The sequence below is a fragment of the Isoptericola sp. NPDC055881 genome (genome assembly GCF_053615895.1).
The window spans coordinates 18901-32710 of the sequence record NZ_JBSHCR010000048.1 but is presented as its reverse complement, the minus strand read 5'-3'; the positions used below and the strand labels follow the sequence as shown (position 1 = coordinate 32710).

10 protein-coding genes are annotated in these 13810 nt (G+C 71.0%); all 10 read right to left on the bottom strand.

What is annotated here, in order from left to right; genetic code table 11:
- Nucleotides 1–67 precede the first annotated feature (67 nt).
- Nucleotides 68–1072: a type I glyceraldehyde-3-phosphate dehydrogenase gene (gene gap, locus ACWGKI_RS14625; protein ID WP_380245048.1), complete on the bottom strand. Its 1005-nt coding sequence runs from the start codon at nucleotides 1070–1072 to the stop codon at nucleotides 68–70.
- Between the two features lie 301 nt (nucleotides 1073–1373).
- Nucleotides 1374–2354, bottom strand: a complete 981-nt coding sequence (gene whiA, locus ACWGKI_RS14620; RefSeq protein WP_380245049.1) for a DNA-binding protein WhiA — start codon at nucleotides 2352–2354, stop codon at nucleotides 1374–1376.
- A gap of 51 nt (nucleotides 2355–2405) precedes the next feature.
- The gene (locus ACWGKI_RS14615; protein WP_380245050.1) at nucleotides 2406–3374 is read right to left on the bottom strand and encodes a gluconeogenesis factor YvcK family protein; all 969 of its coding nucleotides are present in this window, start codon (nucleotides 3372–3374) and stop codon (nucleotides 2406–2408) included.
- Nucleotides 3371–4306, bottom strand: coding sequence for an RNase adapter RapZ (gene rapZ / locus ACWGKI_RS14610; RefSeq protein ID WP_380245051.1), 936 nt, complete (start codon nucleotides 4304–4306; stop codon nucleotides 3371–3373). The genes ACWGKI_RS14615 and rapZ overlap by 4 nt, the downstream gene beginning before the upstream one ends.
- Nucleotides 4303–6405 carry an excinuclease ABC subunit UvrC gene (uvrC, locus tag ACWGKI_RS14605; protein ID WP_452187948.1) on the bottom strand — a complete coding sequence of 701 codons (2103 nt, stop codon included), beginning with the start codon at nucleotides 6403–6405 and terminating at the stop codon, nucleotides 4303–4305. Before uvrC ends, rapZ begins: the two co-directional genes overlap by 4 nt.
- A gap of 66 nt (nucleotides 6406–6471) precedes the next feature.
- Nucleotides 6472–7371 carry a carbohydrate ABC transporter permease gene (locus tag ACWGKI_RS14600; RefSeq protein WP_380245053.1) on the bottom strand — a complete coding sequence of 300 codons (900 nt, stop codon included), beginning with the start codon at nucleotides 7369–7371 and terminating at the stop codon, nucleotides 6472–6474.
- Entirely contained in the window at nucleotides 7368–8390 is a 1023-nt protein-coding gene (locus tag ACWGKI_RS14595; RefSeq protein WP_452187946.1) for a carbohydrate ABC transporter permease, read from the bottom strand. Before ACWGKI_RS14595 ends, ACWGKI_RS14600 begins: the two co-directional genes overlap by 4 nt.
- Entirely contained in the window at nucleotides 8387–9829 is a 1443-nt protein-coding gene (gene ngcE, locus ACWGKI_RS14590) for an N-acetylglucosamine/diacetylchitobiose ABC transporter substrate-binding protein (protein ID WP_452187944.1), read from the bottom strand. The genes ACWGKI_RS14595 and ngcE overlap by 4 nt, the downstream gene beginning before the upstream one ends.
- A gap of 261 nt (nucleotides 9830–10090) precedes the next feature.
- Entirely contained in the window at nucleotides 10091–10591 is a 501-nt protein-coding gene (locus ACWGKI_RS14585) for an OsmC family protein (protein ID WP_452187942.1), read from the bottom strand.
- A gap of 17 nt (nucleotides 10592–10608) precedes the next feature.
- Nucleotides 10609–13662, bottom strand: a complete 3054-nt coding sequence (gene uvrA, locus ACWGKI_RS14580) for an excinuclease ABC subunit UvrA (RefSeq protein WP_452187940.1) — start codon at nucleotides 13660–13662, stop codon at nucleotides 10609–10611.
- Between the last annotated feature and the right edge of the window lie 148 nt (nucleotides 13663–13810).

Below are 13810 nucleotides of genomic sequence, written 5' to 3'. Positions count from 1 at the left end.
CGGCCGGAGTTCGGCGCGCACGCGGACGTCGTGACTCACGCTCGAGCGGTGTCGGGCGCCGGAGTCGTCAGAGCTTCTCGCCGACGAAGACCGTCAGCGCGACGAGCGAGTTGGAGTAGCCCCACTCGTTGTCGTACCAGGAGACGACCTTGACCTGGTTGCCGATCACCTTGGTCAGCTTCGAGTCGAAGATGCTCTGGTGCGGGTCGGTGACGATGTCCGAGGAGACGATGTCGTCCTCGACGTACTCGAGCACACCCTTGAGCGGGCCCTCGGCGGCGGCCTTGACCGCGGCGTTGACCTCCTCGACCGTCACCTCGCGCGGCGCCTCGAACGTGAGGTCCGTGGCCGAGCCGGTGATGACCGGGACGCGCAGGGCGTAGCCGTCCAGCTTGCCCTTGAGCTCGGGGAGCACCAGGGCGACCGCCTTGGCGGCACCGGTCGTGGTCGGCACGATGTTCTGCGCGGCGGCACGGGCGCGGCGGAGGTCCTTGTGCGGACCGTCCTGCAGGTTCTGGTCACCCGTGTAGGCGTGGATCGTGGTCATGAGACCGCGCTCGATGCCGATCGAGTCGTTCAGCGCCTTGGCCAGCGGGGCCAGGCAGTTCGTGGTGCACGACGCGTTCGAGATGATGTGGTGCGCGGCGGCGTCGTACTGGTCGTTGTTCACGCCCATGACGAAGGTCGCGTCCTCGTTCTTCGCCGGGGCGGAGATGATGACCTTCTTGGCGCCGGCGTCGATGTGCGCCTTCGCCTTCGTCGCGTCCGTGAAGAAGCCGGTGGACTCGATGACGATGTCCGCGCCCAGCTCGCCCCAGGGCAGGTTGGCGGGGTCGCGCTCGGCGAGCGCACGGATCTTGTGGCCGTCGACGATGATGTTGTCGTCGTCGAAGTCGACCGACTTCGGGAAGCGGCCGAGCACCGTGTCGTACTTGAGCAGGTGGGCCAGAGTCTTGTTGTCGGTCAGGTCGTTGACGCCGACGACCTCGATGTCCGCACCCGACTCCACGAGAGCGCGGTAGAAGTTCCGTCCGATCCGACCGAAGCCGTTGATCCCGACGCGGATGGTCACGATTGCCCTCCTCAGGGCGCGCCGGTGGGATCCGGCGCACACGGTTGATGCCGACTTCCGCGCGCCACGTGGGGCACGCTGATGATTCACGTCGCGACCCGTGGGACCCCCGACGTCTTCCTCCGGGCGGTCAGCCTTGGGTCACGTCGTCGTCACCTGACGCCATGAGCCTATACCCGAACCGGTGGTGCCGCCGACCTTCGGCGTCCCCGTGAGACGTGTGGTCTGACCATATGGACGGCGGCCGTCCGCGCTCCCCCACCGGGCGGACGGTGGCGCTGCCACGCCCGCCCGGCACCCCTCAGAGGTCGAGCAGGTCTGGGCTCAGGCCCGACTCCGTGTCCGGGATGCCCGTGTCGAGCGCCCGCTTGTCGGCCGTCGACAGGAGGCGGCGGATCCGGCCGGCGACGGCGTCCTTCGACAGCGGCGGGTCCGCCAGCTGGCCGAGCTCCTCCAGCGACGCCTGCTTGTGCGCCAGACGCAGCTCGCCCGCCTGGCGCAGGTGGTCCGGCACCTCGTCGCCGAGGATCTCGAAGGCACGCTGCACGCGGGCACCGGCCGCGACCGCCGCCCGCGCCGAACGGCGCAGGTTCGCGTCGTCGAAGTTCGCGAGGCGGTTCGCGGTGCCCCGGACCTCGCGACGCGCGCGCCGCTCCTCCCAGACCTCGCGGGTCGCGACCGCACCCATCCGGCGCAGGATCTCGCCGATCGCCTCGCCGTCACGCACCACCACGCGGTCCACGCCGCGCACCTCGCGCGACTTCGCCTGCACGCCGAGGCGGCGGGCGGCCCCGACGAGGGCGAGCGCCGCCTCCGGTCCCGGGCACGTGACCTCCAGCGCCATCGAGCGTCCCGGCTCCGTCAGCGAGCCGTGCGCGAGGAACGCGCCCCGCCACACGGCCTCCGCCTCGGCGACGCCCGCAGACACCACCTCCGGCGCGAGGCCACGCACCGGGCGTCCTCGGGAGTCGAGCAGCCCGGTCTGGCGGGCCAGCGACTCGCCGTCGCGCACCACGCGCACCACGTACCGGTTGTTCCTGCGCAGGCCGCCGGCCTGCACGACGATCAGGTCGCTGACGTGCCCGTACAGCTCCGTGATCGACTGTCGCAGCCGTGCCGCTGCCGCCTCGTCGTCCAGCTCCGCCTCGATGACCACGCGGCCGGAGATGATGTGCAGCCCGCCGGAGAAGCGCAGCGTCGCCGAGACCTCGGCCTTGCGGCACGACGTCCGGGTCACCTTGATCCGCGTGAGCTCGTCCTTCACCTCTGCCGTCAGCGCCATGGCGTCATCCTGCCACGCGCGGGAAGGAACCTCGGCGCAGGCCGGAACGGCTCAGACGTCCCCGTAGACGCCCTCGAAGACGTCCCGGTACGCCGCGGCGAGACGCAGCGCGTCGTGCCGGGCCGAGCCGTCGCCGCGCCGCACCTGGCGCATGAGCAGCCGCGCCCCGAGCATCCCTGCGGCGTCCGCGAGCTCGTCGACGTCCTCCACCGCGGACGGGTCGGCGAGCACGGCGTCCACGCGCAGGTCCGGGGCGTGCCGGTGCAGCGCCTCCAGATGGTCGGTGGCCGTCAGCCCCTGCGTCTCGCCACGCTCCGCAGCCAGGTTGAGCGTCACGCAGACCCGCGCATCCGTCTCGTGCAGGGCCCTGGCGAGCTCCGGGACCAGCAGGTGCACCAGCACCGACGAGTACCAGGACCCCGGGCCCAGCACGACCCAGTCGGCGGTCCGCACCGCCTCCACGGCCTCCGGGCAGGCCGGCGGGTCCTCCGGCACGAGCCGGAGCTGCTCGATCCGCCCCCCGGTCACCGCCACCCGCGACTGCCCGACCACGGTCTCCAGCGTCGCCGCGCCGTCCCGCCGGACGTCCGCCTCGACCACCAGGGGGACGGACGCCATGGGCAGCACGCGCCCGCGCGCCCCCAGCAGGTTCGCGACCCAGTCGAGCCCGGTCACCGTGTCGCCCAGCAGGTCCCACAGCGCCACGATCATCAGGTTGCCCATGGCGTGCTTGTCGAGGCTGCCACCCGACACGAACCGGTGCTGCAGCAGGTCGCTCCAGGTGCGCCCCCACTCCGAGTCGTCGCACAGCGCCGCGAGCGCCATGCGCAGGTCGCCCGGCGGCAGGACGTCCAGCTCGTCGCGGAGCCTCCCGGACGAGCCGCCGTCGTCCGCGACCGTCACCACCGCGGTGAGCCGGTCCGACATCAGCCGCAGCGCGGACAGGCTCGCGTACAGGCCGTGACCGCCGCCGAGCGCCGTGACCGCGAGCGCCCCCTGGCTCTGGGCCGGCGTCGTCACTCCTTCCCCAGGTCGCGTGCGGTGAGGGTGACGCGCTGCCCGGCGTCGCGCAGCCGCTGGGCGATCTCGCCCGCGATCGCGACGGACCGGTGCTTGCCGCCGGTGCAGCCGACGGCGATCGTCACGTACCGCTTCTCCTCCGCCAGGTACCCGGCCAGGACCGGCTCGAGCGCTGCGACGTAGCGGTCCACGAACTCCCGCGCCCCGGGCCGGTCCAGCACGTACTCCCGCACGGGGGCGTCGCGGCCGGTCAGGTGCCGCAGCTCGGTGATCCAGTAGGGGTTCGCCAGGAAGCGCACGTCCACGACGTGGTCGGCGTCCAGCGGCAGGCCGTACTTGAACCCGAAGGCGAGCACGTTGACGCGGAGCGCGTCGGGGGCTCCGTCGGCCACGGCGGCGCGCACCTCGCGGGCGAGGTCGTGGACCGACAGCTCCGAGGTGTCGATCACGACGTCGGCGCGCTCCTCGATCGACGCGAGCCGACGGCGCTCCTCGCCGATCCCGTCCAGGATCCGTCCCTCGCCCTGCAGGGGGTGGGGGCGCCGGACGCTCTCGTACCGGCGCACGAGGGTCTCGTCGCGCGCGTCGAGGAAGAGGATCCGGTAGTTCACGCCTGCTTCGCGCAGGTGCAGGAGCGCGCGGGTGAGCTCGGCGAAGTACTCGCGGCCGCGGACGTCGACCACCACGGCCAGGCGTTCGACGGACGAGCCCGCCCGCGTCATGAGGTCCACGAGCGGCACCATCATCAGCGGCGGGAGGTTGTCGACGACGAACCAGTCGAGGTCCTCCAGGACGCCGGCGGCCCGCGACCGGCCGGCCCCGGACATGCCCGTGATGATCAGCACCTCCGGTTCCGGCGACTCGGGGGCGTGCGTCGCAGCCTCGATCTCGGGGATGCCCTGCGGGACGGTGGTGGGCGACGGCTCGCTCATGCGCCCAGCATGCCAGTCGCCGGTCCGTCCTGGTTCGAGGGCGCGCTGCCCCCGTCGGCGGCGAGGGCCGCCACGACCGCCTCTGCCGTGCGTCGCCCCATCCCGGGCACCTGCGCGATCTCGTCCACCCCGGCCGCACGCAGCCGCTTCACGGACCCGAACGTGCTCAGGAGCGCCTTGCGGCGCGCGGGGCCGAGGCCCGGGACGTCGTCGAGGACTGACGCCGTCATGCCCTTGCTCCGCCGGCGACGGTGCTGCGTGATCGCGAATCGGTGCGCCTCGTCGCGCACGCGCTGGAGCAGGTAGAGCCCCTCCGACGAGCGCTGGAGGATGACCGGGTAGTCCTCGCCGGGCAGCCAGACCTCCTCCAGCCGCTTCGCGAGACCGCACAGCGCGACGTCGGTGACGCCGAGCTCGTCCAGGGCGCGCTGCGCCGCCGCGACCTGGGGAGGCCCGCCGTCGACCACGACGAGGTTCGGCGGGTACGCGAAGCGCTTGCGCTCCCCCGGCTCCTCGGCGGGCACGGGACCGGACCGGGGGCGGGCGCCACCGTCCGGGCTGTCGCCCCCCTCGCGGTCCTCGCCGTCGTCGAGCTCCAGGTCGCCCGCCGCCAGCCGGTCCGCGAGGTACCGCCGGAACCGGCGTGTGATCACCTCGTGCATCGCCGCCGTGTCGTCGCGCGCGCCGTCGCCCTCGGGGCCTCGCACCGAGAACGTGCGGTACTCGCTCTTGCGCGGCAGCCCGTCCTCGAACACGACCATCGACGCCGACTGGTAGGTCCCCTGGGTGTGAGAGACGTCGTAGCACTCGATGCGCAACGGTGCCGACTCGAGTCCCAGCGCCTCCTGGATCTCCCGCAGCGCCTGGCTGCGGGTGGTGAGGTCCCCGGCCCGCCGGGTGCGGTGGAGCGCCAGCGCGTGCTCGGCGTTGGCGCGGACGGTCCCGGCGAGCTCCCGCTTGTCGCCGCGCTGCGGCACGCGCAGCTCCACCCGAGCTCCGCGCAGCCCGGAGAGCCACGCGGTCATCTGTGCCGGGTCGGGCGGCAGCTCCGGGACGAGGACCTCCCGCGGCACCGCGTCGCGAGCCTCGCGACGGGCGGCCGCGTCGGCTGCGGCGTCGGCGGACGCGTCCCCGGAGCCGTCCGCCGCGGCTCGCGCGTCCTCCACGGCGCCGTAGACCTGCTGGAGCAGGTGCTCGACCAGCTCCGCGTCCGTGACGTCCTCGACCTTCTCCACGACCCAGCCGCGCTGGCCGCGGATGCGCCCGCCGCGCACGTGGAACACCTGGACCGCCGCCTCCAGCTCGTCCCCGGCGAGGGCGAAGACGTCGGCGTCCGTCGCGTCGGGCAGCACCACGGCGTTCTTCTCGGTGGCGCGGCGCAGCGCCTGGATGTCGTCGCGCAGGCGTGCTGCCTGCTCGTACTCCATCGACGCGGCCGCCTCGTTCATCCGCGCGGTGAGGCGTCGCTCGAACCGCTGGGTGTCCCCCGCCATGAAGTCGCAGAAGTCCTGCGCGAGCTGCTTGTGGTCGTCGACGCTGATCCGCCCCACGCAGGGCGCCGAGCACTTGTCGATGTACCCGAGCAGGCAGGGCCGGCCCGTCTGGTGGGCGCGTCGGTAGACCCCGGAGGAGCACGTGCGGATCGGGAACACCCGCAGCAGCAGGTCGAGCGTCTCCCGGATCGCCCACGCGTGCCCGTAGGGGCCGAAGTACCGCGTGCCGCGCCGCTTCGCCCCGCGCATCACCTGGGCGCGGGGCACCTCCTCCGCCATCGTGACCGCGAGGTACGGGTACGACTTGTCGTCCCGGTACTTCACGTTGAAGCGCGGGTCGTACTCCTTGATCCACGAGTACTCGAGGGCGAGAGCCTCGACCTCGGTGCCCACCACCGTCCACTCGACGGACGCCGCCGTGGTCACCATCGTCTGCGTGCGGTGGTGCAGGTGCGCGACGTCCTGGAAGTAGTTCGACAGCCGCGCCCTCAAGTTCTTGGCCTTGCCCACGTAGATCACGCGGCCGTGCGGGTCGCGGAACCGGTAGACGCCGGGCGACGTGGGGATCTCCCCCGGCTTCGGGCGGTAGGTCGCAGGATCGGCCATGCCGTCAGCCTAGGTCAGGCCACCGACGACTCCTCCTGCCGACCGACCGCCCGGCCGGGGGCCGCGCTACTTCATCGTGCCGGCCGTGACCGACCCCTGGAGCTGACGCTGGAAGATCAGGTAGGCGATCAGCACCGGCACGATCGTCACCACGACGGCAGCGAACATCGCCCCGAAGTCGACCGCGTACCCGGCCGACGACACGAACGCCGCGAGGCGCTGCGAGAGCACGTAGTTCTCCGCCTGCGGGTTCAGCGCGATCGGGAGGATGAACTGGTTCCACAGACCCAGGAAGTTGAAGATCGCGACCGACGCCATGCCCGGCGTCGCCATCGGGAGCATCACCTGGAAGAACGTGCGCCAGTTGCCGGCGCCGTCGATCGCCGCCGCCTCCGCGATCTCGTCCGGCAGGCCCCGGAAGAACGAGTACAGGAAGAACACCGTGAACGGCAGCGCGAACGCGACGTACACGACGATCAGCCCGGGCAGCGTCCCGAGCAGGCCGGCGTTCTGCAGCACGAAGAACAGCGGGACGATCGCCAGGAACACCGGGAACGTGAGCCCGGCGAGCATGAGGTAGTAGATCGCCCGCCGGCCGGGGAACTCGAACCGGGCGAGCACGTAGGCGCACATCGCACCGAGGAGCATGACGAGCACCAGGGCCGCCCCGACCACGACGATCGTGTTGACGAACGCCCGGCCGATCTCGGCGTCCACCCACGCGTGCACGTAGTTCGTGAACGACCAGTGCGCCGGCAGGGAGAACGGCGAGGCGAAGATCTCGGAGCTGGTCTTGAACGAGCCGATGAGCACCCACACCATCGGCGCGATGACGAGGATGCACCAGATCACCAGGACGGTGTGCGAGACGCCGGCCACGACCTTGTCGCCGCCGCCGGTCCGCGCGGCCTTCATCCGCGGCTCGGCCGGCGCCGTCCCGGGCGCCACCTGAGTGTTGGCGGTCATCGACGGCCCCCTTCGTCCCGTCCGCCGGTCAGGCGGTTCACCGTGAACACCAGCGCGGCGAACACCAGGGTGACGATGGCCATCGCCACGCCCATGGCGCTGGCGTAACCGAACTTCCCCTCCGTGAACGCCGAGCGGAACAGCTGCTGCGACATCACGAGCGTGCTGTTGTCGGGCCCGCCCTGCGGGTTGAGCCCCTGGACGTAGACGAACAGGTCGAGCGCGATGATGCCGAGGTAGATGTACGCGGTCTGCACGTTGTCCCGGATCAGGGGGACGGTGATGGACCACGAGGTGCGCCACCGGCCTGCGCCGTCGATCCGCGCGGCCTCGTAGATCTCCGAGGGGACGCTCTTGATCGCCGCGATGAACAGCAGCATGTAGAACCCGACGAAGCCCCACACGACCACGAACATCGTCACGGGCATCGCCGTGCCGACGTTGCCCAGCCAGGCGAAGGACTCGAAGCGGTCGAGCCCGAGCCCCGTGAGGATCCCGTTGACGAGCCCGTTGCTCGGGTCGAGGATCAGGCGCCACATGATCGCGACCGCGATCGCCGGGATGACGTACGGGAAGAGCGAGACGACGCGGTAGAACCCGGACCCGCGGACCCCGCGGACCTGCCCCTTGCCGGACCCGCCCACCGTGATGAGGATCGCGAACGCGAGCGCGATCGCGATGGTGACGAGCGGGATGAAGATGCCGAACATGACGCTGTTGCCGACCGCGTTGATGAACCGCGGGTCCTGCACGAGGGTGGTGAAGTTGCCCAGGCCGATGATGTTGAAGTCGGCCGTGAACCCCGACCAGTCGGTGAACGCGTAGAACACGGCCTGGACGAACGGCCAGATGACGAAGACCAGGAAGAGCGCCAGCGGGATGCCCAGGCAGACGACGAAAAAGCTCACGCTGTCGAACGAGAACCCGCCCGCCCGCCCCTTGCGGGGCCCGTTGCCGGGCCCCGCAAGAGTTCCCTCGTCGGCGGGCAGAACCCGCCCGGCGCCGGGGATGGCGGTCATGAAACCTCGATCTTGTCGATGGTGTCGTCCTTGGCGATGCGGTCGGTGATCGCCTGCAGCTCCTTCGTCAGGTCGGCCACCGACTTCTTCCCGTCCAGGAAGGAGTTCCAGATCGGCAGCTGCTCCTGGTTCATGCCGTAGGTGTTGACGAAGTTGAAGGTGAAGATGTCGGTCCCGGCCGCGCTCAGCATGTCGGTCTGGGACACCAGCGCCGTCGAACCGAACCCGTCCGCGGGGACGATGTCCTTGACGATGGTCGGGGCGAGCTTCTCCTTGGAGAAGTTCGTCGCGGACTCCTTCGAGAGCATGACGCGCAGCAGCTCCTTGCCGCCCGCGACGCTCTTGGCCTTGGTCGGCACGATGAACGGCTCGCCCGCGGTGGAGTGGAGCGCCGTCGCCGGCATCGCCGGGCTGGAGGTGACCGAGAAGCTCGGCACGCCCTTCATCTGGAAGTCCGGCGCCGTCTGGTCCTTCATCTCGTTCTCGATCCACGAGCCGGACGGGTAGAGGAGCGCGTCCATCTTGTTGCTCCACTGCGCCTGTGCCGCGGTGAACTGGGTCCCCGAACCGCCGGGCTTGAAGTACCCCGCGTCGATGATCTCCTTCATGATCGAGAAGGTCGCCTGGATGGCGTCGTTCGACCAGCAGTCGGGCTTGAGGTTCTCGAGCGCGAGGCGCACCTCGTCGCCGCCCTCCTTGATCGCCGACTCGATGGCCAGGGTCTGGTAGTAGGTCGCAGCCTCGGTGCCCCACAGGAAGAGGTACTTGCCGGCCTTCTTGGCCTCCGCACCGAGGGCCTTCGCCTCCTCCCAGGTGGCCGGCGGCTGCCAGCCGTTGGCCTCGAAGAGCTTCCCCGAGTACCAGACGCCGTACACGGTGAGCACGTAGTTGAGGGCGGCGAACTTGTCCCCGTACGTGCCCGGCGCGAGCACCCCCTCGTAGAGGGTGTCGCGGATGGTCGTGCCCTCGACGTTGGGCGCGTCGATGACGTCCGTGAGGTCCTCGAGCTGGTCGAGGATGGTGTTGAACCCGATCGCCTGCGCACCGGAGTTGTCGATCAGGTCCGGGGGGTTGCCGCCGACGAACCGCGGCTGGAGCTCCGTGGCGATCTGCGTGGAGGGCGAGACCTTGACGGAAGACCCGGCGTGCAGGCCGGCCAGGACCTTGCCGGCGAACTCGACGTAGTCGACGCCGTAGCCGCCGTCGAAGATCACGGCGTCGACCGTCGTGTTCTCCGCCATGCCGAACGGGTTCTTCGGGTCGGCGTTGCCCGTCGGCGACGCGGACTTCTCGTCGTCGTTGCTGCCGCCGCCCGTGGCGCATGCCGCCAGGGGCAGGCCGAACGGGACCGCGGCGGCCGTGAACATGACGGCCCGGAGAACGGACCGACGGCTGGGCTCGGGAGTGGTGTCGTTGCTGGTGGTGATGTTGCTGGTCATCCTCGTAGATGCCCTTCGTGTCAGGTTGCGCCTCGCGACGCCCCGTCAACCGGTGCCTGCCCTGCCCCGCGCGGGGCTGCTTGCGCCGACCTCCTCGTCTCGCGCGTCTGCGAGCGTGCGGGGGTCGCGACGCTCACGGAAATATCTCTCCTCCATCGGAGCGATGGAGTGGAAAATATTCACGCGACGTCGCCACGTCAACAGGCAACACGGTCCTGTGACCGTACTGGAATAGATCACCCGGTCGGAAGGGTCCCGCCGTCAGGCTGCGGGCGTCGAGAGCCGCAGCGGCGCGGGCTCGACGAGGACCGCGAAGTTCACCGATCGCGCGATGAAGCACAGCGCGTGCGCGCGGTGGTGCAGGCCGGCGACGGCCTCGTCAGTGGCCTGCGGCCCGGCGTCGACCGTGACGCGCGGGCGCAGCGTGACGTCCGTGAACTGCCCCTCGCCCCGCGACTCCACGCGCATCGTGCCCGTGGTGTCGTCCACGTACTCCCGGACGACGAGGCCCGACTCCGCCGCGAGGTGCAGGAACCACAGCATGTGGCACTGGGACAGGCTCGCGACGAAGAGCTCCTCGGGGTTGTGCCGCGCCGGGTCCCCGCGGAACGTCGGGTCGGCACTGCCGGCCAGCGCAGGCTTGCCTGCTACCAGCACCCGATGGTCGCGCGAGTACGAGGTGTACGACGTCGTCGCCGCGTCGCCACCGCCGGGCGTGTCGGGCCAGGCGACGGTGACGGCGTAGTTGTGGTGCGCACCCATGCCCACACGGTAGGGGGTCAGGCCGCGCTGCGCCCTCCGGACCGCTTCGTGGCGCCCTTCTCCTTCGTGGCGCCCTTCTCCTTCGCGCCCTTCCCCTTGGCCGCGCCCGTCGTCGCGGTGCCCTTGGCCTTCCCCGTGCTCTTCGCCGAGGCTCGAGCCCGCGGCGCGGAGGACGCCGAGGTCGCGGCCGCGCTGCGCGCCGAGGCGCGGGACGCCGTGGGTACCGCCGGGTGCTCGTCGAGGATGCTCGCGAGGAAGCGCCCGGTGTGGCTGGCCTCGACGCGGGCGACCTCCTCGGGCGTGCCCTGAGCGACGACGGTGCCGCCGCCGGAGCCACCCTCGGGGCCCATGTCGACGACCCAGTCCGCGCTCTTGATGACGTCCAGGTTGTGCTCGATCACCAGGACCGTGTTGCCCTTCTCGACGAGCGACTGCAGCACGCCGAGCAGCTTGCGGATGTCCTCGAAGTGGAGGCCCGTGGTCGGCTCGTCCAGGACGTAGATGGTGCGTCCCGTGGACCGCTTCTGCAGCTCGCTCGCGAGCTTGACGCGCTGCGCCTCGCCGCCCGAGAGCGTCGGGGCCGGCTGCCCGAGCCGCACGTAACCGAGCCCTACCTCGACCAGCGTGGTGAGGAAGCGCGAGATCGCCGGGAACGCGGCGAAGAACTCCGCGGCCTCGTCGATCGGCATGTCGAGGACGTCGGCCACGGTCTTGCCCTTGAAGTGCACCTCGAGCGTCTCGCGGTTGTACCGGGCCCCGTGGCACACCTCGCACGGGACGTAGACGTCCGGGAGGAAGTTCATCTCGATCTTCAGCGTGCCGTCACCGGCGCACGCCTCGCAACGGCCGCCCTTGACGTTGAAGGAGAACCGCCCGGGACCGTAGCCACGGACCTTGGCCTCCTCGGTCTCCGCGAAGATCTTGCGGATCCGGTCCCACACCCCGGTGTACGTGGCGGGGTTGGACCGCGGCGTGCGCCCGATCGGCCCCTGGTCGACGTGCACCACCTTGTCCAGCTGGTCGACCCCCGTCACCCGGGTGTGCCGCCCCGCGACCTGACGGGCGCCGTTGAGCTCGTTCGCGAGCACCGTGTGCAGGATCGAGTTCACGAGGGTCGACTTGCCCGAGCCCGAGACGCCGGTCACCGCGGTGAGCACGCCGAGCGGGAACGAGACGTCGATCCCCCGCAGGTTGTTCTCCCGCGCTCCGACGACGGTCACCTCGCGACCCGGGTCCGTGGCGCGACGCTCGGCCGGCAGCGCGATCGAGCGCCGGCCGGACAGGTAGGCGCCCGTCATGGACTCCTCGGCCTCGAGCAGGCCCGCGTAGTCGCCCGAGTGCACGACGCGGCCGCCGTGCTCTCCCGCCCCGGGCCCGACGTCGACGATCCAGTCCGCGGCGCGGATGGTGTCCTCGTCGTGCTCCACGACGATCAGTGTGTTCCCCAGGTCGCGCAGCCGGGTGAGGGTCTCGATCAGGCGGCGGTTGTCGCGCTGGTGCAGCCCGATGGACGGCTCGTCCAGCACGTAGAGCACCCCGACCAGGCCCGACCCGATCTGGGTGGCCAGGCGGATGCGCTGCGCCTCGCCGCCGGACAGCGTGCCGGCCGGGCGCTCGAGGGAGAGGTAGTGCAGACCGACGTCGACCAGGAAGCCGAGCCGCGCATGGATCTCCTTGAGCACCTCGGTCGCGATCGCCCGCTCGCGCTCCCCCAGCTCCAGGCCGTCGAGGAAGTGCTTGGCCTCGTCGATCGGCAGCCGGCAGACGTCCCAGATCGACTTGCCGCCGACCGTGACCGCGAGCACCTCGGGCTTCAGCCGCGCGCCCGAGCACACCGGGCACGGGACCTCGCGCATGTAGGCCTCGTACTTCTCCTTGGACCAGTCGGACTCGGTCTCCCGGTGCCGCCGCTCCAGGAAGGTCACCGCGCCCTCGAAGCCCGTGGAGTACTGGCGCTCGCGCCCCCACCGGTTCTTGTAGCGCACGTGCACCTGGTGGTTGCGGCCGAACAGGATCGCGTCGCGGGCGCGCTGCGGCAGCGCGCGCCACGGCACGTCCATGGAGAAGCTCATCTCCTCCGCGAGCGCGGTGAGCACCCGTTCGAAGTACTCCGACGACGTCAGCGCCCACGGCACGACGGCGCCGTCGCGCAGCGTGCGCTCCTCGTCGGGCACGACGAGGTCGGGGTCGACCTCGAGGCGGAAGCCGATCCCCGTGCACTCCGGGCAGGCGCCGTACGGGGCGTTGAAGGAGAAGGTGCGGGGCTCGATCTCGTCCAGCGCCAGCGGGTGGTCGTTGGGGCACGCCCGCTTCTCGGAGAACTTGCGCACCCGGTCGAGGTCGTCGGTGTCGGCGTCGACGAGCTCCACCATCACGAGGCCGCCCGCGAGCCGCAGGGCGGTCTCGACCGAGTCGGTGAGGCGCCGCTGCACCCCCTCGCGGGACACGAGCCGGTCGACGACCACCTCGATGTCGTGCTTGAGCTTCTTCTCGAGCGCGGGCGGGCTGGTCAGCTGGACCACCTCGCCGTCGACCCGCGCGCGGGCGAAGCCCTGCGTCTGCAGCTCGGCGAAGAGGTCGGCGTACTCGCCCTTGCGCCCGCGCACCACCGGCGCGAGGACCTGGTAGCGGGTGCCCTCCGGCAGCTCCAGCAGCTTGTCGACGATCTGCTGCGGGGTCTGCGAGCGCACGGGCTCACCGCACACGGGGCAGTGCTGCGTGCCCGCCCGGGCGAACAGCAGACGGAGGTAGTCGTAGACCTCCGTGATCGTGCCCACCGTCGACCGGGGGTTGCGGTTGGTCGACTTCTGGTCGATCGACACGGCGGGCGACAGGCCCTCGATGAAGTCGACGTCGGGCTTGTCCATCTGGCCCAGGAACTGGCGCGCGTACGCGGAGAGCGACTCCACGTAGCGCCGCTGCCCCTCGGCGAAGATCGTGTCGAATGCCAGCGAGGACTTGCCGGAGCCCGACAGGCCGGTGAAGACGATGAGCTCGTCACGCGGGAGGTCGAGCTCGACGTTGCGCAGGTTGTGCTCGCGGGCGCCGGAGATGACGAGGCGGTTGCTCACCCGGGCATCCTACGTCGGGTGGCCGACATTCGTACAGGCGTTCTATGCCCTGCGGAGCGTCTGTCCGGTCACACCCGCCCCTGCGGCGCGTCCCACGACGACGCGCGTCGCCGCGGCACGGACGGGTCCCGCACAGGACCGCGCACAG

What these genes read in the sequence shown, in the direction of transcription:
- whiA (WP_380245049.1), bottom strand. Translation starts at nt 2,354, where the DNA reads ATGGCGCTGACGGCAGAGGTGAAGGACGAGCTCACGCGGATCAAGGTG.
- rapZ (WP_380245051.1), bottom strand. Translation starts at nt 4,306, where the DNA reads ATGAGCGAGCCGTCGCCCACCACCGTCCCGCAGGGCATCCCCGAGATC.
- uvrC (WP_452187948.1), bottom strand. Translation starts at nt 6,405, where the DNA reads ATGGCCGATCCTGCGACCTACCGCCCGAAGCCGGGGGAGATCCCCACG.
- ACWGKI_RS14600 (WP_380245053.1), bottom strand. Translation starts at nt 7,371, where the DNA reads ATGACCGCCAACACTCAGGTGGCGCCCGGGACGGCGCCGGCCGAGCCG.
- ACWGKI_RS14595 (WP_452187946.1), bottom strand. Translation starts at nt 8,390, where the DNA reads ATGACCGCCATCCCCGGCGCCGGGCGGGTTCTGCCCGCCGACGAGGGA.
- ngcE (WP_452187944.1), bottom strand. Translation starts at nt 9,829, where the DNA reads ATGACCAGCAACATCACCACCAGCAACGACACCACTCCCGAGCCCAGC.
- ACWGKI_RS14585 (WP_452187942.1), bottom strand. Translation starts at nt 10,591, where the DNA reads ATGGGTGCGCACCACAACTACGCCGTCACCGTCGCCTGGCCCGACACG.